The following is a 26,100-nucleotide window of genomic DNA, read 5'->3' on the forward strand; positions in this document are numbered from 1 at the left end:
CCGCGCCGGCGCGGGCCCTCTTTTGCGGACGTTCCTTTCCGGACCCGTTCAGGCGCGGCGCTGGGCGCGCGCGGAGGCGTAGAGGCAGACGGTCGCGGCGGTGCCCACGTTCAGCGATTCGGCCACCCCGTACAGCGGGACGGCGACGCGGCAGTCGGCGGCGGCCAGTTCCTCCCGGTCCAGGCCCTGGGCCTCGTTGCCGAACAGCCAGGCGCTGGGCGCTTCCAGGAGCACGACGCCGGCGGCCGGGTCAGGGACGGCCTGCGGGTCCGTTCCGGACCCCGCCCCGGCGAGGCGGCGGGCGGCCGAGGCGTCCTGCAGGGCATCGAGGTCGGTGTCCCCGTACCCGTCGGCGGCGAGCACGGCCAGGCCCGCTCCGCGCAGCGCCGCGGAGAGGTCACCGAAAGGCACGCCGGAGACGATGGGCAGGTGGAAGATGGACCCCGCCGTGGAGCGCACGGCCTTGGGGTTGTAGATGTCGACGCTGCCTTCGGTGAGCACCACCGCGTCGGCGCCGGCGGCGTCCGCCGCGCGCAGGATGGTGCCGGCGTTGCCCGGGTCCTGGACGCGGCACATCACCGCGACCAGCCGGGGCCTGCCGGCCAGGACTTCCTCCAGGGTCGTGGCGGGCAGGTGGCAGACGGCGAGGATGCCCTGCGGCGAGACGGTGTCCGCCATCGCGGCGAGGACCTCTTCGGTGGCCACCCGCAGCCGGGTGCCGGCGGCCACCTCGGCCAGTTCGGCCAGTTCGGGGCTGCGCTCCAGGAAGTCGGCGGTCGCGTACACGGATTCCACGACCGGGGCCCCGCTGGCGGCAAGGCGCTCGCGGTGCAGGGCCAGCGCCTCACGGACCGCCTGCGGCCCCTCGGCCAGGAACAGCCCGCGCTTGGCCCGCCCCGCGCGCGTGGCCAGCCGGGCGACATCGCGGACACGCTCGGCCCGGGGGTTGGACATCACGTCGGGTACGGAGAAACTCATGGCACGACTCTAGCCCCGAACGCGGAAAGGGGCGGAATTGCGCGGGAGTGGGCCTCCGCCCGGGCACAGGCCGGGCACAGGCCGGGCACAGTCCGGGCACAGTCCGGGGACACCCGTCCGGGAATGCCGCACATCCCCGGCAGGCCGGCCGGCGTTCGGTGCGCGAAGGGTCTTCCGTCCCGGGCCCGGGAGGCGTACCGTGGGACCACCTGCCGGCAGTAACCATGGACTCCGGCGGACGAAAAGGAAGGCCTGCGGCCGGGGAAGACCGCAGGCCTTCCTGATGCCCGCGCTCAGGCCCGCCCCAAGCGGCCCCTGGCCCCTGGCAGGCGAGGCCCTGGCCCCTGGCAGGCGAGGCCCTGGCCCCTGGCAGGCGAGGCCCGCCGGCGAGCCCGCACCCGCAGCGCAAGGGGCGGAACCTTGGATGGGTTCCGCCCCTGGCCCGGGGACGGGAGGCTGCCGGGCAGGCAGCGCGCAACGGGGCGCCTTCCTGCCCGGCGGGTCCGGTCAGGTGACGGTGCGTGCGGTGGCGGTGGCGCCGGTGATCTCTCCGCCTTCGGTGACGGTCAGCTGGAAGTCGACGGTCAGCTCACCCAGCTCCTGGCACACATCGCCCGGCCGGACAGGGTTGGGCGGGGCGGCGAAGGGGTAGGTGCCGGTGAACGGATCCGTGGCGGTGTCCAGGGTGAACTGCTGCGCGCCGCGGGCATGGCAGGTGACCTGGTCATTGGACGCGGTCACCCGGGACAGGTTGGTTTCGACCCGGATGGGGTTCGAGGGAATGATCGGGCTGGGGGGAAGGACGATGTGGACGGTGCCGCTGAGTGCGAGCGGGCCGGCGCTGGAGGAAAGAGTCCCGGCCAGGGGAATGCGCACGGTGACCGCCCCGGCAGCATGGGAGGGAACAGCCACCGCTCCGGCCAGGAGGGCGGCACACAGGGCGGCCAGGAACAGGCGGAACAGGCTCGTGGTTTTCATGGGTCCTCGCTTGGAATGTGAGCGTGGGAGCAGGCACCCAACCGCCCCGTGCGGGCGAAGGGAGACTGCGGGCCTTGCGGGTACACGGGGCGCCTTCAGGTACGGGGATGCCTTGTTCGAATACGGGCCAGGGCCCTGACAGCGGCTTCGGCGCAGGCCGCTCACCTGCTGGTCGACGCTGACCAACTGCGCCGAGCATAACGCCGGCATCCCATGCGGCACCACAAGAAATACCCGGACTTTTCCGGCGGCGGGGCACGGCCGGAACCCCCGCCCCCACCTCCCCGGAACGGCCGCCCTCAGCGGTCCTTCTCGGGGCCGGTGCGCCGGGCTGGCCGGGATCCGCTGCGAAGGCTCGCCCTGAGGCCGCGCCCAAGGTGGCGCGACCGGAAGGCGTGACTCGCGCGAACATCTGGACCTGATCCTGGAACCGGCCGGTGAGGGGCGCCCGTCACGGGCGCCGTCACAGATTTCGTGCCCCGGTCACTGATTTGGTCACAGATTATCCGGGGCATCACGGCCTCAGGCGAGGATCCCAGGACATGGGGCGTCCGGAAAATCCCCAGAAAGCGGCGGGTTTTTCGCGGAATGGCGGGGCACAAAAAAAGGAAGGGGGCGGAACCCCGTGGGGTTCCGCCCCCTTCACGGGTGCGTGCCAGTCATGGCGAGCCGGTCTTCGAAAAGACGATCCTGCTGGAGGGTCCTGCCCTCCAGGGGACTAGGCTTTCAGAGGACTAGGCTTCCTTGATCTGCTGGCGAGCCTCGCCACCGGCCGGCTCGAAGCCGGCGGCCTTGGCGGCCTCGACGGAGTCGAACCAGTACTCGGCGGTGGTCTGCTCGTACCAGGTGGAGCCCGGCACGTGGTACTTCTTGGACTGGTTGCCCTTGATCACGAAGCCCTCGGGGGCGTCCTGGCCCTCGATGGCCTTGATGGCGCCGGGAACCTGGGCGGTGGACGGGGCAGCGGCCGGGGCGGCGGCCGGAGCGGCGGCCTTCGGGGCGTTCACGTCGGCCGGCAGGGCGGCCTTGGCCACGTTCACCAGGGCCACGAAGGCGTTGTTGTCGGAGATGGCCAGCTCGGCCAGCATGCGGCGGTCGACCTCGACCTGGGCAGCCTTCAGGCCCTGGATCAGGCGGTTGTAGGTCATGCCGTTGGCGCGGGAAGCAGCGTTGATGCGCTGGATCCACAGGCGGCGGAAGTTGCCCTTGCGCTTGCGGCGGTCGCCGTAGCTGTACACGAACGAGTGCAGCAGCTGCTCCTTGGCCTTGCGGTACAGGCGCGAGCGCTGGCCGCGGTAACCGGACGCGCGGCTCAGGATGGTCCGACGCTTCTTGTGGGCGTTTACCGCCCGCTTCACACGTGCCACGTGTGTACTCCTTCTTTTCTGCCCCCGGCGCCTCGGCAACCGTTCACGCGGTGCGGGCGGGGGAAAACTTGGTAATGGGTGGGGACGCAGGCCCCCGGGGGGAATGCTTAGAGGCCCAGCATCCGCTTGATGGTCTTGGTGTCCGCCTTCGAAACGATGCGGTCACCGGCCAGGCGGCGGGTCAGCGTGGAGGACTTGTGCTCCAGGTAGTGGCGGCGGTTGGCCTGCTGGCGCTTGAGCTTGCCGCTACCGGTCAGCTTGAAGCGCTTCTTGGCGCCACTGTGGGTCTTGAACTTCGGCATGTCCGCCGTTCTCCTTACGTGCTCCCGAAACCCTTCCGGGCCGGGGATCTTTGTCGTGCTTCCGGTACCGGAAGCACGTGGTGTGCGGTTCGGTGCCCCATCTCGGGGCAAGCCTCGCCGGGTCCTGCTGGGCAGGGCCTTACGGGGCGGGTCCTACTTGGCCGTCTACTTGGCAGGGCGCGGTGCCGGCCTGGGGGCCGGCCTCGGGATGCCCGGCTTCGGAGCCGCGGCCGCCGGCTTCGGTGCTGCCACCGGCTTGGGCGCCTCGGCCGCCGGCTTCGGAGCCGCAGCCTTCGGAGCCTCAGCCACAGGCTTGGGCGCCTCGGCCTTCGGGGCCGCAGCCTTCGGAGCCTCGGCCACGGGCTCGGGTGCCTCCACCGCCGGAGCGGCTTCCTCGACAGCCTCAACCACGGGGGCCTCGGCCGCCGGAGCAGCTTCCTCCACCTCAGGGGCCTCGGCTGCCGCCGCGGCCTCGGCCGCCTCGGCGGCTTCCCGCGCCTGGACCAGCTTGGCCTGCAGGTCGTCCCCAAGCGCATCGCCCAGGGACTGGGTCATGGCCGGCTGCTCCGAGGTGTCGACGCGCGCCTTGGCCTCGGCGGCCTTCGCACGGTCGGTTTCCCGCTGGGCCTGGCGACGGGCCTCGGCCTTCGCCTCCGCCTTGTTCTTCAGCGGCCCGACGACCATGACCATGTTGCGGCCGTCGATGCGCGGGGCGGACTCGACGATGCCGACCTCGGCAACGTCCTCCGCAAACTTGTTGAGCAGGCGGATGCCCATCTCCGGGCGCTGCTGCTCGCGGCCGCGGAACTGGATCATTGCCTTGACCTTGTCGCCCGCCGCGAGGAAGCGCAGGGCGTGGCCCGTCTTCGTCTCGTAGTCGTGCTTGTCGATCTTGAGGCGGAAACGGATTTCCTTCAGGACCGTGTTGGTCTGGTTCTTACGGGCCTCACGAGCCTTCACCGCGGCTTCGTACTTGTACTTGCCGAAGTCCATCAGCTTGCAAACCGGAGGCTTGGCCGTGGGCGCCACCTCGACGAGATCAAGATCGGATTCGAGGGCGAGGCGCAGCGCGTCTTCAATGCGGACAATGCCGACCTGCTCGCCGTTCGGTCCGACCAGCCGCACCTCGGGGACGCGGATTCGATCATTAATGCGTGGATCGCTGATGTGTAGCTCCTGTTGACTCGGGGTCCGTAAGCCCCCGCAACATGAGAAGGCCTCCGGTTGCGGGGCAAACGGAGGCCTGGTTTTTTTCGGTGCGGACCATGCCGCGTGCCCGGGACGCTGGTCCCGTGCAACCGAAGTGACCCGGCGGCCTGAGGCGGCTGCAGCGGGTGGGAGTTAGGCCTCCACTTGCATACCGGACCCGCTACGCTTGCTCTCCCCCGGCGTGCCGGGAGGCGCAACCGAATACGCGGATCCAGTCGGTCTATGGAAAGCTTAGCAGCATGAGTACCCCTGAAACCAATCCCGAGTCCCCCGACACCGCGGCCAACCAGGTCCGCGACATTGCCGAGGTTGCCGCGGTGGAGATCATCACGACGGCGGCGGTGCACCTCATGAGCGCCGCGGCGGTCAAGTGCGGGCTCGCCGCCGGCGACGACGCCGAGGAGCTGAAGGACCTGGACGAGGCCCGCAAGCTGATCACGGCCCTGGCCGGCCTGATCACCGCCGCCGCGCCCGAGGTCGGCAGCCAGCATGCCGCTCCGCTGCGCGACGGCCTGCGCTCCCTGCAGCTGGCCTTCCGCGAGGCCTCCCTCATCCCGGACGAGCCGGGCAAGGGCCCGGGAGAGAAGTTCACCGGCCCGGTCAACTAGCTCCCGGCCCGCCAGCTTTCCCGTTCCACCGCCAAGGGGCGGTGCGCCTCCGGCCCCCAGGGGTCCGGACCGCGCACCGCCCCTTGGCATTGGGGGCTGGATGCCGGGTGCCGGATGCAGCGTGGCCGGCTAGTCCGCGGCCGAGGCCTGCCGGGCGGGCTGGCGGCGCCGCGCTGCCTGGGCCGCGAGTGCGGCGAGGCAGACCAGGACGCCCAGCCCGCCCGCCGCCAGGAAACCGGCGGGGGCGCCCCGGGCGTCGATCACCACCCCCACCAGCGGGGCGCCCAGGGCGGTGCCGGCCGTCATGGACGATCCGTACCAGCCCATGGCCTCGCCGCGGCGGCGCTCGTCGACCAGCTCGGTGACGCGCTCGGACGCGGCGGCAAGGGTCGGCGCGCACAGCAGCCCCGAGGGAATGCACAGCAGCGCCAGGGTCGGCGTGTCCGTGGCGAACATCGCCGGGACGGTGAGCACCGACATGGCCAGCAGCAGGAACACCGGCGGCGGCCTCCGGCGCGTGGCCCCGTACAGCAGCCCGCCCACCAGCGAGGCCCCGCACCAGGCCAGGAACACCCAGCCCAGCTCGCCGACGTTGTCCGCGTCCTCCAGCACCGCGACGATCCCCACGTCGGTGCCGGCCAGCAGCAGCCCGGCTCCGGCGGCCGTGGCGAACACGGCGACGACGGCGCCGGTGACCCACCCGAAGCGGCGGCGCAGGCGCCGCCCGCGGTGGCGGATCCGGCGGCGCGGGGCCGGGCCTCCGGCGTCGACCAGTTCGCCCTCGACCTCGGCCAGGTGGGCCGGGGCGGCGGAGACCACCTGGAGGAGCGCCTCGCGCCGCTTCTCCTCGGCGTCGGGCCGGGAGACGGCCCCGGGCTGGTCGGACCGGGTGGGCGGGTTCTGCAGCATCAGCAGCAGGCCGGCGCCGGAGGCCGCGACGCCCACCGCTGTCAGCCCCACGGTGGTGGAGACCTGGGTGGCGACCAGGGCGGCGAGCGCCGGACCGGTCATGAAAATCAGTTCGGTGACGATCGAATCCAGGGCGAACGCCGAACGCCGTTCCTCGCCGTCGGTCATCACGCCCAAGGACTGCCGCAGGACGCTGAAGACCGGCAGCGTGAACACCCCGCCAATGAAGACCACCGGCAGCAGCCACTCGTAGGGCAGGTGCGGGACGGTGCCCCAGACGATGATTTCCGCGACAATCGACGGGACCAGGGCGCGCCGCAGGCCCCGCGCGTCGACCTGGCGCCCGCGCCAGGGGGCGCCCAGGGCGATGCCGACGGTCATCACCGCGGCCGCCGTTCCGGCCGAGGTCCAGTCCCGGCCCAGGGTCAGGACCACGTGCAGGGTCAGCAGCACGCCGGCCGCCGAATGGGGGAAGCGGGCCACCATGCCCACCAGCAGCAGCAGCGTGAGCTCGCGCCGCCTCAGCAGCGCCTTGTAGCGGGCGAAATCCATCCGGGCTCCTCCGGTCGGGGTCTGGGGGCGCGGGAGCGCGGTGCCGGAACTGCCTGAACTGCCGGTGCGGCCGGAGCCTGCCCCGCGCGGCCCCCGGCGGGGCAGGCGCCTCAGGCGGGTGCGGAGGCCAGGGCCAGTTCGATCGAGTCGACGCCTTCAGCAAAGGCACGGTCCGCGCCCAGCGCGGCCTGGATCCGCGACGCGCAGGCCTGCGCGGCGGCGGCGGTGGTGCCGGGACGGAAGGTGAGTTCCAGCCGCAGTTCGGGGCCGGGGCCTCCGCCGGGCAGCACCCGCCCGTCGGCGGCCCGGCTGGCCACGCCGCGGCCGGGGGCCGCGGTGAGGCCCACGAGGGCGGGTTCTCCGGCAGCCAAGGAGCGCAGCAGCGGCAGGTGGGATTCGTCCTTGTAGCTGGGGGTCCATTCGCGCTGCCGGGCCAGCGCCCAGACCGCGGGGCGGCGCAGCACGAAGGTGATGTCCGCGCCGGGGTCCACCACCACCAGCTGGGCTCCGTCGGACACCGCCGAAAGGGCGGCCCGGGCCGCATACACGGCCACCGGGCGCGCTTCGGGGTGCCAGGACTGCAGCCGCGCCACGGAGGTGAAGGCCGGCAGGGCAATGCGTCCGTCCGGGGCGGTGATGGTCACCAGGGCCATGTCCGCCTCCTTGTCCTCCACAAAGCCGTGCTCGCCCATCTGGTCCTCCGCAAGCGAGGCAACGACCGGGATGAACACGCGCGCGGTGGCCAGCGCCCGGTGCACGGCCTCCTCGGAGCCGGTGCCGGCGGCCAGGTCGGCGATGGCCGCCTCGTAGCCGGGGTCGGCCAGTCCGTTGTCGTCGTCGAAGTTGTGCAGCGGGTTGCCCTCCCCGCTCAGGTCGCGGCCTTCCCAGGGCTGGCCGGCGGAGTCGGTGCCGCTGCCGGCGCGCGCCAGCGCAGCGGCGATGTGGCCGGGCAGGTGGCGCGGGGCGCTGGAGCCGTGGGGAGCGTGCGGGTGGTCGGCGTGGTCGTGCTGGGGATGTTCGGCCTTTAGCGGCGGCCGGCCACGTCCAGGGCCTGCGGCAGGGTGAACTTGCCCGCGTACAGCGCCTTGCCGACAATGGCGCCCTCGACGCCGGCCGGGACAAGCTCGCGCAGCACGCGCAGGTCCTCGAGGCTGGAGATGCCGCCGGAGGCGACCACGGGCTTGTCGGTGCGCTCGCACATCTGCTTGAGCAGTTCGACGTTCGGCCCGCGCAGGGTGCCGTCCTTGGTGACGTCGGTAACGACGTAGCGGGCGCAGCCGGCGTCCTCGAGGCGGGCCAGGACTTCCCAGAGGTCGCCGCCCTCCTTGGTCCAGCCGCGGGCGGCCAGGGTGGTGCCGCGCACGTCCAGGCCAACGGCGATGGCGTCGCCGTGGCGCTCGATCGCGCGGGCGGTCCACTCCGGATCCTCCAGGGCGGCGGTGCCCAGGTTGACGCGGGCGGCGCCGAACTCCAGCGCGCGCTCCAGGGACTCGTCGTCGCGGATGCCGCCGGAGAGCTCGACCTTGATCTTGAGCTCGTTGGCGACCCGGCGCAGGACCTCGGTGTTGTTGCCGCGGCCGAAGGCGGCGTCCAGGTCCACCAGGTGTACCCACTCGGCGCCGTCGTTCTGCCAGGCCAGGGCGGCCTCAAGCGGGTCGCCGTAGCCGGTCTCGCTGCCGGCTTCGCCCTGGACCAGGCGCACGGCCTGGCCGTCGGCGACGTCGACGGCGGGAAGGAGTTCGAGGATGGGGGCGGTGTCGTTGGTGCTCATCGCGGGGCTTTCCTGTCGGTGCGGGCGGGGGTCGGCGCGCACCGGGCGGCGCGGGCCGTGGGTGTCACGGGTCAGAGGGTGTCACAGGTCAGAGGATGTCACAGCTCAGAGGGTGGCGGCGTAGGCGGCAAGCAGGGACATCCCGGCCAGGATCCAGCACGTCACGATCCAGCTCTTGTGGGCCTTCTGCTGGCGGAGGGAGATCGCCCCGCCGGCGAGGACGCCGCCGAGGGCCATCAGGAGGATGCTCCACATTTCTAGAGCGTCCCCAGCCAGTTCTTCAGCAGTTGGGCGCCGGCGTCGCCGGACTTTTCCGGGTGGAACTGGACCGCCGAGAGCGGCCCGTTCTCCACGCCGGCAACGAACCGGGCGCCGTGTTCGGCCCAGGTGACGGCCGGCGGCTGCATGCGCGGCTGGGTAACGTCGAACTGCCACTTCTGCACGGCGTAGGAGTGCACGAAGTAGAAGCGTTCGTTCTCGATGCCCTTGAAGAGCCGGGTGTTCTCCGGCGGCTCGACCGTGTTCCACCCCATGTGCGGGACGATCGGGGCCGGCAGCAGCTCCACGGAGCCGGGCCACTCCCCCAGGCCGGGGGTGCGGATGCCGTGCTCGACGCCTTCCTCGAACATGACCTGGTGGCCGACGCAGATGCCCAAAACGGGGCGGTTGCCGGCCACGCGGCGCCCGATCCACTGGAGGGCACCGACGTCCTTGAGCGCCTTCATGACGGCGGCGAACGCACCGACGCCGGGGACCAGGAGGCCCTCGGCCTCAAGCACGTCCTCGGCGCGGCGGCTGAGCGTCACGTCGGCGCCGACGTGCTCCAGGGCCCGGACGGCGGAACGGATGTTCCCGGAGCCGTAGTCCAGGACCGTGACCTTCTTGGGTGTGGCCATCTAAAGCGCCCCCTTCGTGGACGGAATGGCGTCGCCGATGCGCGGGTCCGGCTCGACGGCCGCGCGCAGGGCACGGGCCAGGGCCTTGAACTGGGCTTCGACGATGTGGTGCGGATCGCGCCCGCCCAGTACGCGCATGTGCAGGCAGATGCCGGCGTGCAGGGTGAGCGACTCGAAGATGTGGCGGGTCAGCGAACCGGTGAAGTGCCCCCCGATCAGGTGGTACTCCTGCCCGGCGGGCTCGCCGCCGTGGACCAGGTAGGGGCGGCCGGAGACGTCGACGACGGCGTGGGCCAGCGCCTCGTCCAGCGGCACGGTGGCCTCCCCGAAGCGGCGGATGCCGGCCTTGTTGCCCAGGGCCGTCCGCAGGACCTCGCCGATGGTGATGGCCACGTCCTCCACGGTGTGGTGGACGTCGATGTGCGTGTCGCCGGTGGCCTTGACGGTCAGGTCGACCAGCGAGTGCTTGGACAGCGCGGTGAGCATGTGGTCGTAGAAGGGCACGCTCGTGGAGATGTCCGACTTTCCGGTGCCGTCAAGGTCCATCTCGACGACGACGGAGGATTCACTGGTGATGCGCTCCATGCGGGCGCGGCGGCCACTGAGCAGTTCGGCAGACATACGTGTTCCTTCTGGCCTGGGTGGGGTTCGGGGTCCGGGGCGTCAACCCCACAAATCAAGTTTAGCTGCGGCCGGCCGTGGCGCCGCCGCCGGTCAGCAGCTCTTCGAGGCGGACCAGGAACGCCGTGGTTTCCGCCTCGGTGCCGGCGGTCACCCGCAGGTGTCCCGGAATGCCGACGTCGCGCACCAGCACCCCGGCCTCCAGCAGTCCCTGCCAGATGCGCCGGGGGTCCTCGAGTCCGCCGAAAAAGACGAAGTTGGAGTCGCTGGCCGCGGGCTTCAGGCCCATCCGGGTGAGCTCCTCAACGATCCGGTCGCGCTGGCCCTTGATGTCCTCCACGTTGGCCAGCAGCGCACCCACGTGCTTGAGCGCGGCGTTGGCGGTCGCCTGGGTGACCGCGGAAAGGTGGTAGGGCAGCCGGACCAGGCGCAGCGCGTCGCAGACCTCGGGCGCGGCGGCCAGGTAGCCCAGGCGGGCCCCGGCAAGGGCGAAGGCCTTGCTCATGGTCCGCGACACGATCAGGCGCTCGCGGCCGGGCAGCAGGGACAGCGCCGACGGGGTTCCGGTGTGCGCGAACTCGGCGTAGGCCTCGTCGACGATGACGATGGTGCTGCTGGCTTCGCCGGCCGCGTAGACGGCCTCGACGACGTCCAGGCCCAGCGCGGTGCCGGTCGGGTTGTTGGGGGAACAGAGGAAGACCAGGTTCGGGGCCTGCTCGCGGACCTGGCGGGCCGCGTCGTCCGCGGTCAGCCCGAAGTCCGCGGAGCGGACTCCCGCAAGGTAGGCGGTGTCGGTGCCGCTGGCCAGCAACGGGTACATCGAGTAGGTGGGCGGAAAGCCCATGACGGTGCGGCCGGGGCCGCCGAAGGCCTGGAGGATCTGTTGAAGCACCTCGTTGGAGCCGTTGCCGGCCCAGATGTTCTCTGCCTGGAGCCCGTGGCCCAGGTAGCCGGCGAGGCGTTCGCGCAGTTCGGTGAACTCGCGGTCCGGGTAGCGGTTCAGGCCCATGGCCGCGGCGGAGACCTCGGCGACGATGGCCTGGTGCACCTCCGCCGGAAGCGGGTGGGTGTTCTCATTGACGTTGAGCAGGATGGGGACGTCCAGTTGCGGGGCGCCGTAGGGTTCAAGGCCACGCAGGTTGTCGCGCAGGGGCAGCCGGGACAGTCGCTCTAGCAGATCACTCACCATACAAGTCTAGTTCCGCCGCTGGCCTGACCCTGAATCGGCCGGTCCCGGCGGTAACATTCCCGGCGCGGCCCCCGCAGTGGACCCCATTCCGCAGCGGGCGGGCGTCAGCCTCCGGCGGGGATGAAGATGCGCTGGCCGGGCTCAAGGCGGGAGGTGGCGAGATTGTTGACCTCGATCACCTCGGCCACCACCTCGCGCGGGTCGCGCTCGGGTGCAAGTTCAGCAGCGAGTCCCCACAGCGTCTCGCCGTCCAGGACGGTGACGGTCTGGCCCTGCGCGGCGTCGGCCGGGGCGGTACCACTGGCCATGACCGGGGCGGTGAAGAGGCCCGCCAGCACCAGCAGCGCTGCCACCCCCAGCATCGTCGGCATCCCGATCAGCACGAACCGGCCGCGCCGGGTCAGCCGAAGCCTCGGCGGCGCCGCCTCAGCGCGGCGGACCGGTTCCAGGTGTTCCAGGTCGGGGACCAGGCGCAGGTGGCCCCGGGAGCCGGCCGGCGGGCGGACCGTTCGCGGGCCGGCGGCCCCTGCGGCCGACCTCCCGGAGACAGGGCGGCTGGAGGTGCTGCGAGTGGAGCGGGTACGGCTGGAGGCGCGGGGTGCGGCCAGGGAAGCGCCGGGACGGGCAGAAAGCTGGATAGGGGCGGAAAGCTGGACGGGGGCGGAAAGCTGGACGGGGGCGGAAAGCTGGACGGGGGCGGAAAGCTGGACGGGGGCGGAAAGCTGGACGGGGGCGGAAAGCTGGACGGGGGCGGCGAGTTCGACGTGTGCCAACATCTTGCCTTTCTCCATAGTCCGGCCCGCGGCCTGGAAGGGGGGTGCGGGGCGGAATCGTTTTCGAAAGTATGTTCCGAAAGAATGTTCGAACTTTTCTTATCCATTCTTAGCATCCACCAACGATGGATGTCGAGGCTCTTCGAACAAACCTTTGAACAGACTGCGGTTATCCAGTACCTTTGGAGGGAGCGGGCCCGCGGGACACAGCCCACCAGCCGCCTCCGACGGTTTGGGGCGGCCGGGGCGCCTGCGACGACCAGGACGGAGCAGACCATGAGCACCACGGAGATTTCGGCGGCGAAGAAGACGCCGAAGGGCCTGACCATCCGTCAGAAGAAGATTCTCGAGACCATCCAGCGGGCCGTAGCGAGCCACGGGTACCCGCCCTCAATGCGCGAGATTGGGGACACCGTGGGGCTGGCCAGCCTCTCGAGCGTGACCCACCAGCTTTCCCAGCTGGAGCGGCTGGGCTACATCCGCCGCGACCCGCGCCGGCCCCGCGCCATGGAGATCCTCAAGCCCCTGACCCTGAACGACGCCCCGGTCGTCGAGGCCGCCCACGAGGCACCCGAGCTGTCCGTGGTGACGGAACTGTCCACCTCCGCCGACACCGCCCTGGTGCCGCTGGTGGGCCGCATCGCCGCAGGTGGCCCGATCCTGGCCGAGCAGACCGTGGAAGACGTCATGGCACTGCCGCGCCAGCTGGTGGGCCATGGGGAGCTGTTCATGCTCAAGGTCTCCGGCGATTCCATGGTGGACGCCGCGATCTGCGAGGGCGACTGGGTCGTGGTGCGCCGCCAGCAGACCGCGCAGAACGGGGACATCGTCGCGGCCCTGCTCGACGACGAGGCCACGGTGAAAACTTTCCGCCAGCGCGACGGCCACACCTGGCTGCTCCCGCAGAACAGCCGCTACGAACCCATCCTGGGCGACCACGCCACCCTCATGGGCAAGGTGGTTTCGGTGATGCGCTCGCTCTGAGGCCCCCGCGCCTGGCCCGGCTCCCGGGCCACAACGTAAGGCCTCCGCGCCCTCCCTGTCCGTCAATCGGAGGGTGGCGCGGAGGCCTTACGTATATGCCGGTTCGGGCGGCCACGCGGCTCCGCCGGACGCCACTCCGCCGGACGCCACTTCGCCGGAGCCGCTACGCCGTCTGCAGCGAGGCCAACCGCTCCAGCGCGGCCATGACGGTCGGCTTGTCGGTCGTGGGCCACATTGGCGGCAGCGACGCGCGCAGGAACCCGCCATAGCGTTCGGTTGCCAGCCGGGAGTCCAGCACGGCGACCACGCCGCGGTCCCCGGTGGCGCGGATGAGGCGCCCGGCCCCCTGCGCCAGCCGGACCGCGGCGTGGCTGGCCGAAACGGACATGAACCCGTTCCCCCCGTTGCGTGCGATGTCCCGGCTGCGGGCGGTGGCGAGCGGGTCGTCCGGACGCGGGAAGGGGATGCGGTCGATGATGACCAGCCGGCAGGAGGGCCCTGGCACGTCGACGCCCTGCCAGAGCGTCATCGTGCCGAACAGGCAGGTGTCCCGCTCCTCGGCGAACTGGCGCACCAGGGCGGCCATGCTGGATTCTCCCTGGACAAGGATGTCCTGGTCCAGCCGCGTGCGCAGTACGGCGGCCGCGTCCTCGGCCGCCCTCCGCGAAGAGAAGAGCGCAAGCGCTCCGCCGCCCGAGGCGCGGATCAGGTCCTCGATCTCCTGCAGGCTCTCCTCCGAGACGTTGCGCCCGGGCTTGGGAAGGTGCCGCGCCACGTAGAGCATGCCCTGGCGCGGATAGTCGAAGGGGCTGCCGACGTCGACGCCGGTCCACGGCGGCGCCCCCTCCCCGACCAGCCCCAGGGCCCCGGCGACCGGCTCGAACGCCGCGCCGATCGCCAGCGTGGCCGAGGTCAGCACCACCGTGCGGCCGTCGAAGAGGCCCTCACGCAACCGGCCGGCCACGGAGAGCGGGGCGATGTTCAGGGTGGCCGGGGAAGACTCGTCGGGCTGGACATATCCCTCGCCGGGGGTGAAGCCGCCCTGCCGGGAGGCCCAGACAACCTCGCGCGCCTCCTGGGCCCCGAGCAGGCGCTCGGCCTGGTCGACGAGGTAGCTCAATTGGGAGCGGGCCATCTGCCGCCCGGCGTCGGCAGGCGCGTTGGGTTCGGGCTTCGAGTCGGACAGCGCCACGCGGGCGGCGTCGCGGACCAGTTCGACGGCGGTCGCCTGTTCCTCGTTGAGCCCGTTGGGCATGAGCCCTGCGGGGATCCCTTCCACAGCCTTTTGGAGGGCCTTGGCGCCCTGGTTGAGCGCGTCGACGCTGACCCGGCAGTGCTTGCGCGCCGCGGAGGCCGCCGTCTGCACCAGCGGGACCGACAGCGGACGGGTCACCGAGCCGGTCACCCGGTCCTGCAGCTCGTGGGCCTCGTCGATGATGACGGTGTCGAACTCCGGCAGCACGGCCAGTCCCTCGAACGCCGCCACGGCGAGCATGGCATGGTTGGTGATGATGACGTCCGACTCGGCAGCGCGGGCGCGGGCCTGCTCGCTGAAGCACTCAGCCGCCATCGGGCAGCGCTGGGCCCCCAGGCATTCCATGGCCGACACCGAGACCTGCTGCCACGCCCGGTCGCTGACGCCGGGAACCAGTTCGTCGCGGTCCCCGCTTTCCGTCTCCTCCGCCCATTGGCGCAGCCGCACGACCTCCTGCCCGAGGGCGCTGGACGGGCCGGGAGCGGCGGGACGCGCCCCGGCGTCCTCGGCCAGCGAGAACAGGGCGCCTTCGTCCTCGTCCGGGTAGCCGCCACCCAGTTTGTACCGGCAGACGTAGTTGGAGCGCCCCTTGACCAGGGCAACCTCGATGTCGCGGGGCAGGTCCGGGCGCAGGTTGGCAAGCAGCCGCGGCACGTCGCGGCCGACGATCTGGGCCTGCAGCGCCAGCGTGGCGGTGGAGACCACCACCGGCTTCTCCGCGTCCAGGGCATGCGCGATCGCCGGCACCAGATAGGCCAGTGACTTGCCGGTGCCCGTGCCGGCCTGCACCAGAAGGTGCCGGCCGGATTCGAGTGCCCCGACCACCTCGCGGGCCATCTGGTGCTGGCCCTCGCGGGCCTGCCCGCCCATCCGCTCCACGGCTGCGTCGAGCAGGGCGATGACCTCGGCGACCTCAGCCATGGAGATTGAACGGTGCCAGCTCAGCGGCCAGGCCCTCGCGGACCTTGACCACCAGCCGGGTGCCTTCGGCGACGTGCTCGGTTTCCAGGATCTCCGCATCCTCGTTGTGCAACCGGCTGACGATCTCGCCCCGGTTGTACGGAATAAGCACTTCCATGCGCACATCCGGCCGGGGGATCGCCTCGCTGATCCTTTCCAGCAACTCGGGGATCCCGGCGCCGGTGCGCGCGGAAACCACCACGTGGTTGGGCTCGCGCTGGCGGATGCGCTCGATGACGAACGGGTCGGCGGCATCGGCCTTGTTCAGCACGATGATTTCCGGCACGTTCTGCGCGTCCACCTCGCGGAAGACCTCGCGCACCGCATGGATCTGCCCCTCAGGGTCCGGGTGGGAGACGTCGACGACGTGCAGGATCAGGTCCGCGTCCGCGACCTCCTCCAGCGTCGAGCGGAACGCCTCCACCAGCTGCGTGGGCAGCGAGCGCACGAATCCCACGGTGTCCGCGAGCGTGTATCCGACGCCGTCGGCGGTCTCGGCCTTGCGCACGGTCGGGTCCAGGGTGGCGAACAGGGCGTTCTCCACCAGGACTCCCGCATCCGTGAGGCGGTTCAGCAGCGAGGACTTGCCGGCGTTGGTGTAGCCGGCGATCGCCACCGAAGGCACGGCGTTGCGCTTGCGGTTGGCACGCTTGGTCTCGCGCGCGGGCTTCATCGCCGCGATCTCGCGGCGCAGCTTGGCCATGCGGTTGCGGATGCGGCGGCGGTCCAGCTCGATTTTCGTCTCACCGGGACCGCGGGAACCGATGCCGCCGCCGGCGGCGCCGACCCGGCCACCGGCCTGGCGGGACATGGATTCACCCCAACCGCGCAGGCGCGGCAGCAGGTACTCGAGCTGCGCGAGCTCCACCTGGGCCTTGCCTTCGCGGCTCTTGGCATGCTGGGCAAAGATGTCCAGGATCAGGGCGGTCCGGTCAATGACCTTCACCTTGACGATGTCTTCAAGGCCTCGGCGCTGGGACGGGGACAGCTCGGAGTCCACGACCACCGTATCGGCGCCGGTGGCCGCCACGATGTCCTTGAGCTCCTGGGCCTTGCCCGATCCCAGGAAGGTGCCCGGGTCCGGCTTCAGGCGGCGCTGCAGGACGCCGTCGAGCACCTCGGATCCGGCGGTTTCGGCGAGCGCGGCGAGTTCGCGCAGCGAATTCTCCGCCTCCTCCACGGTGCCCTCGGTCCAGATGCCCGCCAGCACCACGCGCTCCAGGCGCAGCTGGCGGTATTCGACCTCGGTGACGTCCTCGAGTTCGGTGGACAGGCCCGCCACGCGGCGCAGGGCGCGGCGTTCGGCAAGGTCCTGCTGTTCCCCGTCGTAGGCGGAGTGCTCCTCAGAGAGCGCGCTGATTGCTTGGGCACGCCCTCCGGCGAAGGCGCCCTGGGGTCCCGCCTCGACGGGGCGGCCGGCGCCGGCCTTGTTGGCGGCAGCCTGGTCATTGGCCAGGATCCGGTTGATGACGGCTTGGATCTCCCCCTCGTCGAGGGGTCGGTCCTGAGGATTGGGCTGGTTGGTGTTGGTCATGGTCCCCTTCGCGAACTGCTGCATTAAGGATAGGCCCCGGAACCGACAGTTGGCGCCCTGTTTCTCCGCAAGCGGAGCGCCCCGGCCGGCGCCGGGAGCAGGCGGCCCGGGCGGGCCGGATTCGCCCCGCCGCCAAACGGGCGGTTAACCTGCCTGCATGGGTTCCGAGCATTACTTCAGCGCACAGCCGTCGACGCCTGAGAAGCGCAAGACCATCACGGTGGTCCTCGCGGGCGCCGAACGGACGGTGCAGACCGCCGGCGGCATCTTCAGCCCGGACGGGGTGGACAAGGGCACCGCGGTGCTCCTGGCCGGCGTCCCGGCCCCGGCCCCGGCCGGGCACCTGCTGGACATCGGCTGCGGATGGGGGCCGATTGCCCTGAGCATGGCGCTTGCCTCCCCCGGCGCGACGGTCCACGCAGTGGACGTCAACGACCGTTCCATCGGGCTCACCCGGGACAATGCCGCCCGGCTGGGCCTGGACAACGTGGTGGCCGGAACCCCGGACTCGGTGCCCGCCGACGTCGAATTCGACACCATCTGGTCCAACCCGCCGATCCGCATCGGCAAGGAAGCCCTGCATGAGCTGCTGCTGCAGTGGCTGCCGCGCCTGGCCCCGGGCGGACAGGCCTGGCTGGTGGTGCAGAAGAACCTCGGCTCAGACTCCCTGCAGAAGTGGCTGGGCGAAAACCTGCCGGCCGGCTTCCGGGTGTCGCGCGAGTCCACCTCCAAGGCCTTCCGGATCCTCAGGGTGGTCCGGCCCTCCTGATTGGCCGCGGCCGGCCCGCCCCTTCGAAGCCGCGCCCGAGTGTCCTAGACCAGGACGCCGCGGGCGACCAGTTCGGCCGGACCGCTCAGTTCCACGTGCTCGCGGCCCTCGGGGCCGGGGATGAACCGCACCCGGACCGTGCCGCCAGGCACGCGCACCTGCCAGTCGTCCACGGCCTCGTCGCCTGCCCAGTGGCGGGTGGCGGCCGCAGCGGCGCACGCTCCGGTGCCGCAGGAGAGGGTCTCCCCCACCCCCCGTTCGTGCACGCGCATCCGGATATGCCCCACCCCGTCCGTGACCAGCGGCTCGGCCGGCACCACGAACTCGACGTTGGTCCCCTGCGGCGGGACCGGATCCACGCGGGGGGCGCGGTGCAGGTCGGCGGAGAGCAGTTCGTCCTCGTCGGCCAGGGCGACGACGGTGTGGGGGTTGCCCATGCTCACGCTCAGGGCCGGCCGGTCCACTTCCAGACCGTCGGTCTCCACCAGGGAGTCCAGGGCGCGTTCGGCAGCGGCCTCCGGGAAGATGAATTCCCACGGACCCATGTCCACCGCGTATCCGTTGGCCGAGCGGGTGACGACCTTGATGCCGGCCCGGGTGCCGATGGTCAGCGCCTGGCCCTCGGCCAGCGGAACCAGGCCCTCCTCGGCCAGGAAGTGGACGAACGCCCGCACCCCGTTGCCGCACATTTCGGAGACGGAGCCGTCGCCGTTCCGGTAGTCCATGAACCATTCGGCCTCGGGGTGGGACGCCAGCAGGTAACGGCCCTCGGGCAGCGCCGCCGAGCGCACGGCGCGGATCAGGCCGTCGGCGCCGATGCCGCGGTGGCGGTCACAGAGCGCGGCCACCTGCTCCGGGACAATGTCGCGGGCACCGTCCGGATCGGCCACCAGGACGAAGTCATTGCCGGTCCCGTGCCCCTTGGCAAAGGCCATTCCGGCCAGGGAGGCCAGCGGTAAGGAAGTGGTCCGGGGCGAGGTCTGGGGTGCGCTGCTCATGCATATAAGCCTACGGTCCCCACCGGCCCGGGCCGGAATCCGGCTCCGCCCCGCTTTCCCAGGCGCCGGTTTCCGGGCCGCCGGGGTCCGGGCCGCAGCTCAGGCCGCGGCGGCGGCCCGGACGATGGCTTCGGCGGCATCGGCCAGGTCGGGGCGCGTGGCCTCCAGCCAGTGCACGCGCGGGTCGGCGGTGAACCAGGTGGTCTGCCTCCGGGCAAACTGCCGCGTTGCGACCACCGTGCGTTCGGCGGCCTGCGCAACCGTTGCCGTGCCGTCCAGGACGTCGAGGAACTGGGAGTAGCCAATGGCCCGGGACGCGGTCCTGCCCCGGCGCAGTCCGGCGGCATCCAGCCGGCGGACCTCCTCGAGAAGGCCGGCGTCCACCATCCGTCCGACGCGTGCGGCCAGGCGCTCGTGCAGCAGCGCACGGTCGATGGCCAGGCCGATCTGGACCGCCGGTTGCGCGTACTCGCGGCGGGGCATATAGGAGCTGAACGGCCGCCCGGTGATCGCGTGGACCTCCAGGGCCCGGATAATCCGGCGTTCGTCACCCAGCCGCGCGGCGGAGTCGGGGTCCACCCCGCGCAGCCGTTCCAGCAACGGGCCAATGCCGCCCTCCGCGGCTTCCGCCTCCAGCCGCCCGCGGACCTGCGGGTCCGTGGGCGGGAATTCGAGCACATCCAGGGCGGCACGGACGTAGAGCCCGGAGCCGCCGGCCAGGACGGGGACACGCCCGCGGGCGCGGATGTCCGCGAAGAGCGCCCGGGCCTGGACCTGGAACCCGGCAACGCTGGCCTCCTGCGTGACGTCCATGGTGTCCAGCAGGTGGTGCGGTACGCCGCGGCGCTCGGCCACGGGCACCTTGGCGGTCCCGATGTCCATGCCGCGGTAGAACTGCAGGGCGTCGGCGTTGACCACCTCTCCGTTCAACCGCAGGGCCAATTCGATGGCCAGGTCCGACTTGCCCGTCCCGGTGGGTCCGACGACGGCGATGATTGGCAGCACGGTTCCGGCTCTAGTCCCGCGGCGGAAGGGCCGGCATGCCCAGGGACACGCCCTTGCCGCCACCGGGGGCGGGTACCGCGCAGGACTCGGCCTGCGCACGGTCCCAGGCGTCGCCGGCGCGGGAACGGCGCAGCCGGTAGGCGGAGGCGTCGGCCGGGTCCGCGATCAGGTGGAACGGTGCGGCGGCGGTCACCGTGACGGTGACGAGGTCGCCCGGGCGTGGCTGCTCGGCGCCCTCCGGGACGGAGAAGTGCACCAGGCGCTGGTCGGCCGAGCGGCCGGAGAGCCGGTGGGTTTCGTCCGCCTTGCGCCCGGACTGCGCGGTCACCAGGACCTCGACCTCGCGGCCGAGCTGCCTGGCGTTTTCCTCCGCACTGATGCGGTCCTGCAGCGCGGTCAGGCGCTCGTACCGTTCCTGCACGACGGCCTTGGGCAGCTGGTCCGGCAACTCCGCGGCCGGGGTGCCCGGGCGCTTGGAGTACTGGAAGGTGAACGCGCTGGAGAAGCGGGCCTGCTCGACGACGTCGAGGGTCGCCTGGAAGTCCTCCTCGGTCTCCCCCGGGAAGCCGACGATGATGTCCGTGGTGATGGCGGCGTGCGGAATGCGTTCGCGGACCTTGTCGAGAATGCCGAGGAACTTCTTGGAGCGGTAGGAGCGGCGCATGTCCTTGAGGACCCGGTCCGAGCCGGACTGCAGCGGCATGTGGAGCACGGGCATGACGTTGGGGGTCTCGGCCATGGCGTCGATGACGTCGTCGGTGAAGGCGGCAGGGTGCGGACTGGTGAACCGCACCCGCTCCAGGCCCTCGATGCTGCCGCAGGCGCGCAGCAGCTTGCCGAAGGCGAACCGGTCGCCGAACTCGACCCCGTAGGAGTTCACGTTCTGCCCCAGCAGGGTGACCTCGATGGCGCCGTCGGCCACGAGCGCTTCCACCTCGGCCAGGATCTCCCCGGGGCGGCGGTCGCGTTCCTTGCCGCGCAGGGAGGGCACGATGCAGAACGTGCAGGTGTTGTTGCAGCCCACGGAGATGGAGACCCATCCGGAGTGGACGGAATCGCGCCGGGTGGGCAGCGTGGAGGGGAAAACCTCGAGGGCCTCGAGGATTTCCAGTTGGGCCTCCTGGTTGTGGCGGGCGCGCTCCAGCAGGGCGGGCAGGCTTCCGACGTTGTGGGTTCCAAAGACGACGTCCACCCAGGGCGCCTTCTTGAGGATGGTGTCGCGGTCCTTCTGGGCCAGGCAGCCACCGACGGCGATCTGCATGCCGGGGCGGCGTTCCTTGATGGGCGCAAGCCGGCCGAGGTTGCCGTACAGCTTGTTGTCCGCGTTCTCGCGCACCGCGCAGGTGTTGAAGACGACGACGTCGGCCGCCCCTTCCGGAAGCCCGGGTTCGACCCGGGCCAGTCCGGCGTCCTCGAGCAGGCCGGAAAGGCGCTCGGAATCGTGGACGTTCATCTGGCAGCCGAAGGTGCGGACCTCGTAGGTGCGCACGTCGGAGTCCGGGACGGTGGAGGGGGTTTCGGTCGCAAGGCTCACCCATCAAGGGTACCGAACCGGGGCCTGCCCCCGCGCCCGCTATCCGTGCAGCTTGTCCCACTCCTCGCGGATGACCCCCATTGCCAGCGAGGACGAGTAGCCTTTCCGGCCGAGCATGCCCACCAGCCGGCGCATCGCCTTATCCCGGTCCAGCGTCCCGGTGGACCCGGCGAGCTTCTTAGCGACCAGTTCGCGGGCGGTTTCGCGTTCCTGGTCGGAGTCGACCTGTTCGAGGGCGGTGTCAATGGAGGCCTCGTCGACCCCCTTCTGCCCGAGCTCACGGCGCAGCGCCGAGCGGGCCAGGCCCTTTGAGCGGGCGCGCTGGCGCACCCACGATTCCGCGAAGGCAGCGTCGTCAATCAAGTCGACCTCGGTGAACCGGTCCAGGACGAGGGCCGAGACGTGGAGGGGAATGTCCTTCTCGGCGAGCTTCTGTTCCAGCTGGCGGCGCGTCTTCGGCGCGCCAGTGAGCTGGCGCAGCACCAGGGCCCGCGCCGCGGCCTCGGCTGCGGCGTCGTCCTCGTAGACCACCGGCTCGCGCGCCCACGGCGGCACCTGCGGGCTGCGCTTGCGGGGGCGCCGGGACCCGGAGGGCTCCCCGTACGGCTCCTCGTACGGCTCATCCCCGCCGCCACCGAGGTCCTCCGGGGCCGCCTTCCCGCCTCCCGCGGGCGCGCGCCGGCGGGACGGCCGGTCGGGCCGGAATTTTCCACGCGCCACGGCAGCGGCGCCGGGGGCGGAACCCGCCCGGGAGCCGGATGCGGAACCGCGGCCGCCTGAACCCCTAGCGGGAGCGGGCGCGGGGTCCGGGCCCCAGACCGCCCCGACCGCCACCTGTCCCAGGAAATCGGGGAAGGGTCCGTCCCCTGGAAAGGGCTCGTCCCCGGGAAGATCGGTGACGGCAGCCTCTCCGAGGGCTCCGTCTTTGGAGGACCGCTCTTCGGAGGCCCTGTCTTTGAAGGCCCTGTCTCCGGAGGCCCCGTCTCCGAGGGCCCCCTCTCCAGGAGCCCCGCCCAGGGACCCGAGGCCCGAGGCGTCGCCGGCCGCGGCGGCGTCCTCGGCTCCGGCTCCGGCTCCGGCTCCGGCTCCGGCTCCGGCTCCGGCTCCGGCCAGCATGGCACGCAGCCGCTCGATGACGGCTTGGCGCTCGGCCGGATCCTGGGAGCCGACGGCCGAAAGCGGCCCCCCGGCACCGTTTCCGGTGCCGGTGAGGCCGCTCCAGTCAGGGGCTTTCCCCACGGACCTAATCCCTAATACAGGCCAGGATGCCTACGGGCCTAGTCGCCCACGGCCTTCAGCGGGGCCTCGCCCTCCGTGGCAGGCTGCATGCCGATACCCAGCTTCTCCTTGATCCGGCGCTCGATCTCGTTGGCCAGGTCAGGGTTGTCGCGGAGGAACCGGCGGGCGTTCTCCTTGCCCTGGCCCAGCTGGTCGCCGTCGCAGGTGAACCAGGCGCCGGACTTCTTCACGATGCCCTCTTCCACGCCCATGTCGATCAGGCTGCCCTCGCGGGAGATGCCCTGGCCGTAGATGATGTCGAACTCGGCCTGCTTGAAGGGAGGGGCCATCTTGTTCTTGACGATCTTGGCGCGCGTACGGTTCCCCACCGGGTTGGCGCCTTCCTTCAGCGTCTCGATGCGGCGCACGTCGATGCGCACGGAAGCGTAGAACTTCAGCGCCTTACCACCGGTGGTCGTCTCCGGGCTGCCGAAGAACACGCCAATCTTCTCGCGCAGCTGGTTGATGAAGATCGCGGTGGTCTTCGTCTGGTTCAGCCGGCCGGTGATCTTGCGCAGGGCCTGGCTCATCAGGCGGGCCTGGAGGCCGACGTGGCTGTCACCCATCTCGCCCTCGATTTCGGCGCGCGGCACCAGGGCGGCGACGGAGTCGATGACGACGATGTCCAGCGAACCGGAGCCAACGAGCATGTCCATGATCTCCAGGGCCTGCTCACCGGTGTCCGGCTGGGAAACCAGCAGGGCGTCGGTGTCGACCCCAAGCTTGCGCGCATACTCCGGGTCCAGCGCGTGCTCGGCATCGATGAACGCCGCGATGCCACCGTTTTTCTGGGCGTTCGCCACTGCATGCAGGGCCACGGTGGTCTTACCGGAGGATTCCGGTCCGTAGATCTCCACGACGCGTCCGCGCGGCAGGCCGCCGATGCCCAACGCAATGTCCAGCGCCACGGAACCGGTGGGGATGACCTCGATCGGGGCGCGGGTGTCGTCGCCCAGCCGCATGACCGAGCCCTTGCCGAACTGCTTGTCGATCTGCGCGAGTGCCGCTTCCAGAGCCTTCTCGCGGTCGTTTGCTGCAGCCATTGTTCACCTCGGTTGTCTTATGGCCTTTCGGCCTGTGTCCGTCCTACCAACCACGGTAGGTGCCGCTCCTGACACTTTGGCCCGAAACGCATCGGTTGTGGACCGGCGGGGCGAAAAGCCCCGCGGATCGCCTCTGTGGAAAGTATACCCCGATCCGAACAAATTTTCGAATCTTTTGCGGGTGTGCACCGTGCCCGGCCGGGGGGCTCAACGCTTCGGTTCGATGTCCCGGCCGAGGCGCCGGGAGGGCGGGACATCCTGCATCTCGCACACCGCCAGCCACACGTCCCGCGGCTCGATACCCGCCTGCAGGGCCTCGCTGGCGGTGCGCCCTCCCAGGCCGGACAGCACCAGGTCGCCCGCGAGGACGTGCGCGTAGCCCGCCCCGAACTCGTCCTCCATCAGCCGCCAAAAATCACTCAACCGCATCCATCCATTCTCCCATGCCCGGGGCCGGGCCGGGCTCCTGCCCCCGGGCGCGGGCACCGCTGCGGGTCATGCTGCCGACACGGACCGCGGAAGCCCCCCGGCGGGCACCTACACTGGGGGCCATGAGCGAGCAGGCCACCCATTCCGCCCCCGGCCATCTGGCATTTGGCGACGACCGCGAACAGGCCATCCGCATCATGGAGGTCAACCTGGGTGTCCTGTGGCGCCGTACCCGGGCCGATGCGCACCGGGCCGCGCGCCTGGTGCACCCCGACCTGGACCCCGGCGCCTATGTGGTGCTGGGTGCGCTGCAGCGGCGCGGCAGCCTGCGCCTGACCGACCTGGCCGCGGAGATCTGCGCCGGCAAGCCCTCAGCCAGCCGCCAGGTCTCGCAACTGGAAAGCCTCGGCATGGTCCGGCGCGACGCCGACCCGGCGGATGGGCGGGCCCAGTCGATTTCCCTCACCCCGGAGGGGGCCCGCCAGCTCCATGCGGCCCAATCCGCCCGCCAGCGCATCTTCCACGACATGCTGGACGACTGGACCGGGCAGGACCTAGCGTCCTTTGCCGCGCTGCTGGCACGGCTGAATGAGTCCTACGCAAAGGACCGGAACTAGGAGCCGCCCGCCCCTCTGCCGGCAGGCCTGCAGGGGCGGCAGGATACAGGGGCGGCGGGACACAGCGGCGGCCGCACTAGAGCAGGGGTGCCGGCGCGGGGCGGGCCCCCGCGGGGCTGGGGGGCACGGCGCCGGCCGCATTGGCGCTGGGGTCCGGCCTATGGCCGGACCCCTGCTCTAGTGCGGCTCGGGCCGTACCGCTTCCGCTTCCTTCTGAACTGTCGCGTTCGCGGACGCGCGCCGGGTCACGCCGCCTCTCACCCCGCGGCCGGCCGCGGTGCACCCCATAGTGCACCCGGGCACACAGCGTGCCCGGTCCCGCGGCCTGCCACGCCCGGCTGGACGGCGGACCCGCCTAGCGGCTGGTGGCCATGCCCGCGGCAAGCCCTTCGGGGAGCTCGTCGGGGACGGAGAACTGGCTGGCCAGGTCCAACGGAACGGTGTCCGGTATGGTGACACCTTCGGCAATGGCCACTCGGTCGCTGACCTCGCGGAGCATGAGGGACAGCGGCACGTCCAATGCGGAGCAGATGGAGGAGAGCAGCTCCGAAGAAGCTTCCTTCTGCCCACGTTCGACCTCGGACAGGTAGCCGAGGGACACTCGGGCGCTGTGGGACACTTCACGCAGGGTCCGGCCCTGGCGCTGGCGGACGTCGCGCAGGACATCCCCGATCTCATGGCGTAGGACAACCATTTTGCGTTCCTTCTGGTCGTGACGGGCGTTTTCTGTCAGGCCCACATCGCGCCAACGGACCACGCCGTTTACGGATACGGGCTGCTTGACCATCTGTATTGCCTAACTCCTCTGTCCTGAACGCCTCTTTGACGGTCGGTTCCCGGCCCGCCGGTTGTGCGGGCCGTTGAAGGTGTCAACTCCCCGGTAACGCGTTTTGTTCCCGGTTCCCCCACCCTAACCATATGAACGGAGCGGTTCCAGTGGTGTATCCGTACTGGAACCTCAAATATCGGCTTCCCCGGCCGGGGCCGTACCGCCAGGCGCGACCGGTTCGACCAAGTCAAGCAGCAGTCCCAGGGCGGCATCGCGCGAGGCGGCCCGGATCCGCATCCGGTCTCCGTCCAACCTCAATTCGTGTGCACCGCTTCCGTCCGGGCCGGCCCAGCCGATGAACACGGTCCCCACGGGCTGGCCGTCGTGCGCGGCCGGGCCGGCAACCCCGGTGGTGGAGACGGCCAAGTCGGCACCGCAGGCCCGCCGTGCCCCCAAGGCCATCTGCCGGGCGACCTCCCGATCCACCGACCCCACGCTCTCCAGCAGCCCGGCATCGACGCCAAGCACCGCAGCCTTGACCTCGTTGTGGTAGGCCACCACTCCCCCGCGCAACACCGCCGAGGCCCCCGGGACGTCCGCGATTGCCGCGGCCACCTGGCCCGCGGTGAGCGATTCGGCGGTCGCCAGGGTGAGCGAGCGGGCGGCGGCGGCGGCCACCAGCCGCATGGCCGCTGCACCGGGCGGGCCGGCGGAGGTGCCCCCGGCGGCGCCGGGCGGGCCGGCGGAGGTGCCCCCGGCGGCGCCGGACAGG

28 protein-coding genes are annotated in these 26,100 nt (G+C 71.2%); 5 read left to right on the forward strand and 23 right to left on the reverse strand.

Annotated elements, in window-relative coordinates:
- Positions 1 to 48: 48 nt before the first annotated feature.
- The 5 genes from NCCP_RS13485 to infC all read right to left on the reverse strand — a co-directional run bounded on the left by NCCP_RS13485 (position 49) and on the right by infC (position 4,750).
- Positions 49 to 978 carry a TrmH family RNA methyltransferase gene (locus NCCP_RS13485; RefSeq protein ID WP_149957807.1) on the reverse strand — a complete coding sequence of 310 codons (930 nt, stop codon included), beginning with the start codon at positions 976 to 978 and terminating at the stop codon, positions 49 to 51.
- A 507-nt stretch (positions 979 to 1,485) separates the two neighbouring features.
- Entirely contained in the window at positions 1,486 to 1,956 is a 471-nt protein-coding gene (locus NCCP_RS13490; RefSeq protein WP_149957808.1) for a hypothetical protein, read from the reverse strand.
- Between the two features lie 734 nt (positions 1,957 to 2,690).
- On the reverse strand, positions 2,691 to 3,323 hold the full coding sequence (gene rplT / locus NCCP_RS13495) for a 50S ribosomal protein L20, sunset domain variant (RefSeq protein ID WP_149957809.1): 633 nt from the start codon (positions 3,321 to 3,323) through the stop codon (positions 2,691 to 2,693).
- Between the two features lie 107 nt (positions 3,324 to 3,430).
- On the reverse strand, positions 3,431 to 3,625 hold the full coding sequence (gene rpmI / locus NCCP_RS13500; RefSeq protein ID WP_149957810.1) for a 50S ribosomal protein L35: 195 nt from the start codon (positions 3,623 to 3,625) through the stop codon (positions 3,431 to 3,433).
- A gap of 165 nt (positions 3,626 to 3,790) precedes the next feature.
- Positions 3,791 to 4,750 carry a translation initiation factor IF-3 gene (gene infC, locus NCCP_RS13505; RefSeq protein WP_414727731.1) on the reverse strand — a complete coding sequence of 320 codons (960 nt, stop codon included), beginning with the start codon at positions 4,748 to 4,750 and terminating at the stop codon, positions 3,791 to 3,793.
- Positions 4,751 to 5,073: 323 nt separating this feature from the next.
- On the opposite strand from infC, the gene NCCP_RS13510 reads away from it, so the two are divergent.
- Positions 5,074 to 5,442 (forward strand): DUF1844 domain-containing protein, encoded by a 369-nt coding sequence (locus NCCP_RS13510; RefSeq protein WP_149957812.1) that lies wholly within the window; start codon positions 5,074 to 5,076, stop codon positions 5,440 to 5,442.
- A gap of 129 nt (positions 5,443 to 5,571) precedes the next feature.
- Here the strand turns inward: NCCP_RS13510 and NCCP_RS13515 are convergent, their stop codons facing one another.
- Positions 5,572 to 6,903 carry an MFS transporter gene (locus tag NCCP_RS13515; protein WP_149957813.1) on the reverse strand — a complete coding sequence of 444 codons (1,332 nt, stop codon included), beginning with the start codon at positions 6,901 to 6,903 and terminating at the stop codon, positions 5,572 to 5,574.
- A gap of 110 nt (positions 6,904 to 7,013) precedes the next feature.
- A complete protein-coding gene (locus NCCP_RS13520) occupies positions 7,014 to 7,661 on the reverse strand; it encodes an SseB family protein (protein ID WP_308655513.1) in 648 nt (215 codons plus the stop codon).
- Between NCCP_RS13520 and NCCP_RS15535 the strand changes: the two genes are divergently transcribed.
- A complete protein-coding gene (locus NCCP_RS15535) occupies positions 7,656 to 7,931 on the forward strand; it encodes a hypothetical protein (protein ID WP_308655514.1) in 276 nt (91 codons plus the stop codon). The genes NCCP_RS13520 and NCCP_RS15535 overlap by 6 nt on opposite strands.
- Here NCCP_RS15535 and priA read toward each other — a convergent pair.
- The 6 genes from priA to NCCP_RS13545 form a co-directional block, all read right to left on the reverse strand.
- The gene (priA, locus tag NCCP_RS13525; protein WP_149957814.1) at positions 7,928 to 8,674 is read right to left on the reverse strand and encodes a bifunctional 1-(5-phosphoribosyl)-5-((5-phosphoribosylamino)methylideneamino)imidazole-4-carboxamide isomerase/phosphoribosylanthranilate isomerase PriA; all 747 of its coding nucleotides are present in this window, start codon (positions 8,672 to 8,674) and stop codon (positions 7,928 to 7,930) included. The two genes, NCCP_RS15535 and priA, sit on opposite strands and share 4 nt — an antisense overlap.
- A gap of 105 nt (positions 8,675 to 8,779) precedes the next feature.
- Complete coding sequence (locus NCCP_RS15055) at positions 8,780 to 8,929, reverse strand: hypothetical protein (protein ID WP_172627409.1); 150 nt, start codon at positions 8,927 to 8,929, stop codon at positions 8,780 to 8,782.
- Between the two features lie 2 nt (positions 8,930 to 8,931).
- Positions 8,932 to 9,570 carry an imidazole glycerol phosphate synthase subunit HisH gene (gene hisH, locus NCCP_RS13530; RefSeq protein WP_149957815.1) on the reverse strand — a complete coding sequence of 213 codons (639 nt, stop codon included), beginning with the start codon at positions 9,568 to 9,570 and terminating at the stop codon, positions 8,932 to 8,934.
- On the reverse strand, positions 9,571 to 10,191 hold the full coding sequence (gene hisB / locus NCCP_RS13535) for an imidazoleglycerol-phosphate dehydratase HisB (RefSeq protein WP_149957816.1): 621 nt from the start codon (positions 10,189 to 10,191) through the stop codon (positions 9,571 to 9,573).
- A 61-nt stretch (positions 10,192 to 10,252) separates the two neighbouring features.
- The gene (locus NCCP_RS13540; protein WP_149957817.1) at positions 10,253 to 11,377 is read right to left on the reverse strand and encodes a histidinol-phosphate transaminase; all 1,125 of its coding nucleotides are present in this window, start codon (positions 11,375 to 11,377) and stop codon (positions 10,253 to 10,255) included.
- A gap of 107 nt (positions 11,378 to 11,484) precedes the next feature.
- On the reverse strand, positions 11,485 to 12,156 hold the full coding sequence (locus NCCP_RS13545; protein WP_172627410.1) for a LysM peptidoglycan-binding domain-containing protein: 672 nt from the start codon (positions 12,154 to 12,156) through the stop codon (positions 11,485 to 11,487).
- A 273-nt stretch (positions 12,157 to 12,429) separates the two neighbouring features.
- Here NCCP_RS13545 and lexA point away from each other — a divergent pair, with 273 nt between their 5' ends.
- The gene (gene lexA, locus NCCP_RS13550; protein WP_149957819.1) at positions 12,430 to 13,137 is read left to right on the forward strand and encodes a transcriptional repressor LexA; all 708 of its coding nucleotides are present in this window, start codon (positions 12,430 to 12,432) and stop codon (positions 13,135 to 13,137) included.
- A gap of 163 nt (positions 13,138 to 13,300) precedes the next feature.
- Here lexA and NCCP_RS13555 read toward each other — a convergent pair whose 3' ends face one another.
- Entirely contained in the window at positions 13,301 to 15,313 is a 2,013-nt protein-coding gene (locus tag NCCP_RS13555; RefSeq protein ID WP_149957820.1) for an ATP-dependent DNA helicase, read from the reverse strand.
- Positions 15,306 to 16,886, reverse strand: a complete 1,581-nt coding sequence (hflX, locus tag NCCP_RS13560; RefSeq protein ID WP_149957821.1) for a GTPase HflX — start codon at positions 16,884 to 16,886, stop codon at positions 15,306 to 15,308. The genes NCCP_RS13555 and hflX overlap by 8 nt, the downstream gene beginning before the upstream one ends.
- A 157-nt stretch (positions 16,887 to 17,043) precedes the next feature.
- Between hflX and NCCP_RS13565 the strand changes: the two genes are divergently transcribed.
- Positions 17,044 to 17,655 carry a class I SAM-dependent methyltransferase gene (locus tag NCCP_RS13565; RefSeq protein ID WP_149957822.1) on the forward strand — a complete coding sequence of 204 codons (612 nt, stop codon included), beginning with the start codon at positions 17,044 to 17,046 and terminating at the stop codon, positions 17,653 to 17,655.
- Between the two features lie 44 nt (positions 17,656 to 17,699).
- Here NCCP_RS13565 and dapF read toward each other — a convergent pair whose 3' ends face one another.
- The 6 genes from dapF to NCCP_RS13595 form a co-directional block, all read right to left on the reverse strand.
- The gene (dapF, locus tag NCCP_RS13570; protein ID WP_149957823.1) at positions 17,700 to 18,653 is read right to left on the reverse strand and encodes a diaminopimelate epimerase; all 954 of its coding nucleotides are present in this window, start codon (positions 18,651 to 18,653) and stop codon (positions 17,700 to 17,702) included.
- Positions 18,654 to 18,752: 99 nt separating this feature from the next.
- Positions 18,753 to 19,658, reverse strand: coding sequence for a tRNA (adenosine(37)-N6)-dimethylallyltransferase MiaA (miaA, locus tag NCCP_RS13575; protein ID WP_149957824.1), 906 nt, complete (start codon positions 19,656 to 19,658; stop codon positions 18,753 to 18,755).
- A gap of 10 nt (positions 19,659 to 19,668) precedes the next feature.
- Positions 19,669 to 21,192 (reverse strand): tRNA (N6-isopentenyl adenosine(37)-C2)-methylthiotransferase MiaB, encoded by a 1,524-nt coding sequence (miaB, locus tag NCCP_RS13580; protein WP_149957825.1) that lies wholly within the window; start codon positions 21,190 to 21,192, stop codon positions 19,669 to 19,671.
- 39 nt (positions 21,193 to 21,231) lie between these two features.
- On the reverse strand, positions 21,232 to 22,431 hold the full coding sequence (locus tag NCCP_RS13585; protein ID WP_149957826.1) for a regulatory protein RecX: 1,200 nt from the start codon (positions 22,429 to 22,431) through the stop codon (positions 21,232 to 21,234).
- A gap of 38 nt (positions 22,432 to 22,469) precedes the next feature.
- Positions 22,470 to 23,513, reverse strand: coding sequence for a recombinase RecA (recA, locus tag NCCP_RS13590; protein WP_149957827.1), 1,044 nt, complete (start codon positions 23,511 to 23,513; stop codon positions 22,470 to 22,472).
- A gap of 207 nt (positions 23,514 to 23,720) precedes the next feature.
- Positions 23,721 to 23,942, reverse strand: coding sequence for a DUF3046 domain-containing protein (locus tag NCCP_RS13595; RefSeq protein WP_149957828.1), 222 nt, complete (start codon positions 23,940 to 23,942; stop codon positions 23,721 to 23,723).
- Positions 23,943 to 24,064: 122 nt separating this feature from the next.
- Between NCCP_RS13595 and NCCP_RS13600 the strand changes: the two genes are divergently transcribed.
- Positions 24,065 to 24,559 carry a MarR family winged helix-turn-helix transcriptional regulator gene (locus NCCP_RS13600; protein ID WP_149957829.1) on the forward strand — a complete coding sequence of 165 codons (495 nt, stop codon included), beginning with the start codon at positions 24,065 to 24,067 and terminating at the stop codon, positions 24,557 to 24,559.
- Between the two features lie 355 nt (positions 24,560 to 24,914).
- Here NCCP_RS13600 and NCCP_RS13605 read toward each other — a convergent pair whose 3' ends face one another.
- Both NCCP_RS13605 and NCCP_RS13610 read right to left on the reverse strand, forming a co-directional pair.
- Positions 24,915 to 25,346, reverse strand: a complete 432-nt coding sequence (locus tag NCCP_RS13605) for a helix-turn-helix domain-containing protein (RefSeq protein WP_149957830.1) — start codon at positions 25,344 to 25,346, stop codon at positions 24,915 to 24,917.
- A 171-nt stretch (positions 25,347 to 25,517) separates the two neighbouring features.
- A partial coding sequence (locus NCCP_RS13610) for a CinA family protein (protein ID WP_414727732.1) occupies positions 25,518 to 26,100 on the reverse strand: 583 nt, incomplete at its 5' end.

Origin of the sequence: Zafaria cholistanensis (assembly GCF_008580665.1) — a bacterium.
Taxonomy (GTDB): Bacteria; Actinomycetota; Actinomycetes; order Actinomycetales; family Micrococcaceae; genus Zafaria; species Zafaria cholistanensis.

Bases quoted from the DNA above. Each gene is read 5' to 3' on its own strand.
- NCCP_RS13510 (WP_149957812.1), top strand. From the start codon at position 5,074: ATGAGTACCCCTGAAACCAATCCCGAGTCCCCCGACACCGCGGCCAAC.
- NCCP_RS13595 (WP_149957828.1), bottom strand. From the start codon at position 23,942: ATGCGGTTGAGTGATTTTTGGCGGCTGATGGAGGACGAGTTCGGGGCG.
- NCCP_RS13605 (WP_149957830.1), bottom strand. From the start codon at position 25,346: ATGGTCAAGCAGCCCGTATCCGTAAACGGCGTGGTCCGTTGGCGCGAT.
- priA (WP_149957814.1), bottom strand. From the start codon at position 8,674: ATGAGCACCAACGACACCGCCCCCATCCTCGAACTCCTTCCCGCCGTC.
- NCCP_RS13565 (WP_149957822.1), top strand. From the start codon at position 17,044: ATGGGTTCCGAGCATTACTTCAGCGCACAGCCGTCGACGCCTGAGAAG.
- hisH (WP_149957815.1), bottom strand. From the start codon at position 9,570: ATGGCCACACCCAAGAAGGTCACGGTCCTGGACTACGGCTCCGGGAAC.
- lexA (WP_149957819.1), top strand. From the start codon at position 12,430: ATGAGCACCACGGAGATTTCGGCGGCGAAGAAGACGCCGAAGGGCCTG.
- NCCP_RS13485 (WP_149957807.1), bottom strand. From the start codon at position 978: ATGAGTTTCTCCGTACCCGACGTGATGTCCAACCCCCGGGCCGAGCGT.
- dapF (WP_149957823.1), bottom strand. From the start codon at position 18,653: ATGAGCAGCGCACCCCAGACCTCGCCCCGGACCACTTCCTTACCGCTG.
- NCCP_RS13515 (WP_149957813.1), bottom strand. From the start codon at position 6,903: ATGGATTTCGCCCGCTACAAGGCGCTGCTGAGGCGGCGCGAGCTCACG.
- NCCP_RS13555 (WP_149957820.1), bottom strand. From the start codon at position 15,313: ATGGCTGAGGTCGCCGAGGTCATCGCCCTGCTCGACGCAGCCGTGGAG.
- NCCP_RS13490 (WP_149957808.1), bottom strand. From the start codon at position 1,956: ATGAAAACCACGAGCCTGTTCCGCCTGTTCCTGGCCGCCCTGTGTGCC.
- NCCP_RS13545 (WP_172627410.1), bottom strand. From the start codon at position 12,156: ATGTTGGCACACGTCGAACTCGCCGCCCCCGTCCAGCTTTCCGCCCCC.
- rpmI (WP_149957810.1), bottom strand. From the start codon at position 3,625: ATGCCGAAGTTCAAGACCCACAGTGGCGCCAAGAAGCGCTTCAAGCTG.
- hisB (WP_149957816.1), bottom strand. From the start codon at position 10,191: ATGTCTGCCGAACTGCTCAGTGGCCGCCGCGCCCGCATGGAGCGCATC.
- NCCP_RS15055 (WP_172627409.1), bottom strand. From the start codon at position 8,929: ATGTGGAGCATCCTCCTGATGGCCCTCGGCGGCGTCCTCGCCGGCGGG.
- hflX (WP_149957821.1), bottom strand. From the start codon at position 16,886: ATGACCAACACCAACCAGCCCAATCCTCAGGACCGACCCCTCGACGAG.
- recA (WP_149957827.1), bottom strand. From the start codon at position 23,513: ATGGCTGCAGCAAACGACCGCGAGAAGGCTCTGGAAGCGGCACTCGCG.
- NCCP_RS13600 (WP_149957829.1), top strand. From the start codon at position 24,065: ATGAGCGAGCAGGCCACCCATTCCGCCCCCGGCCATCTGGCATTTGGC.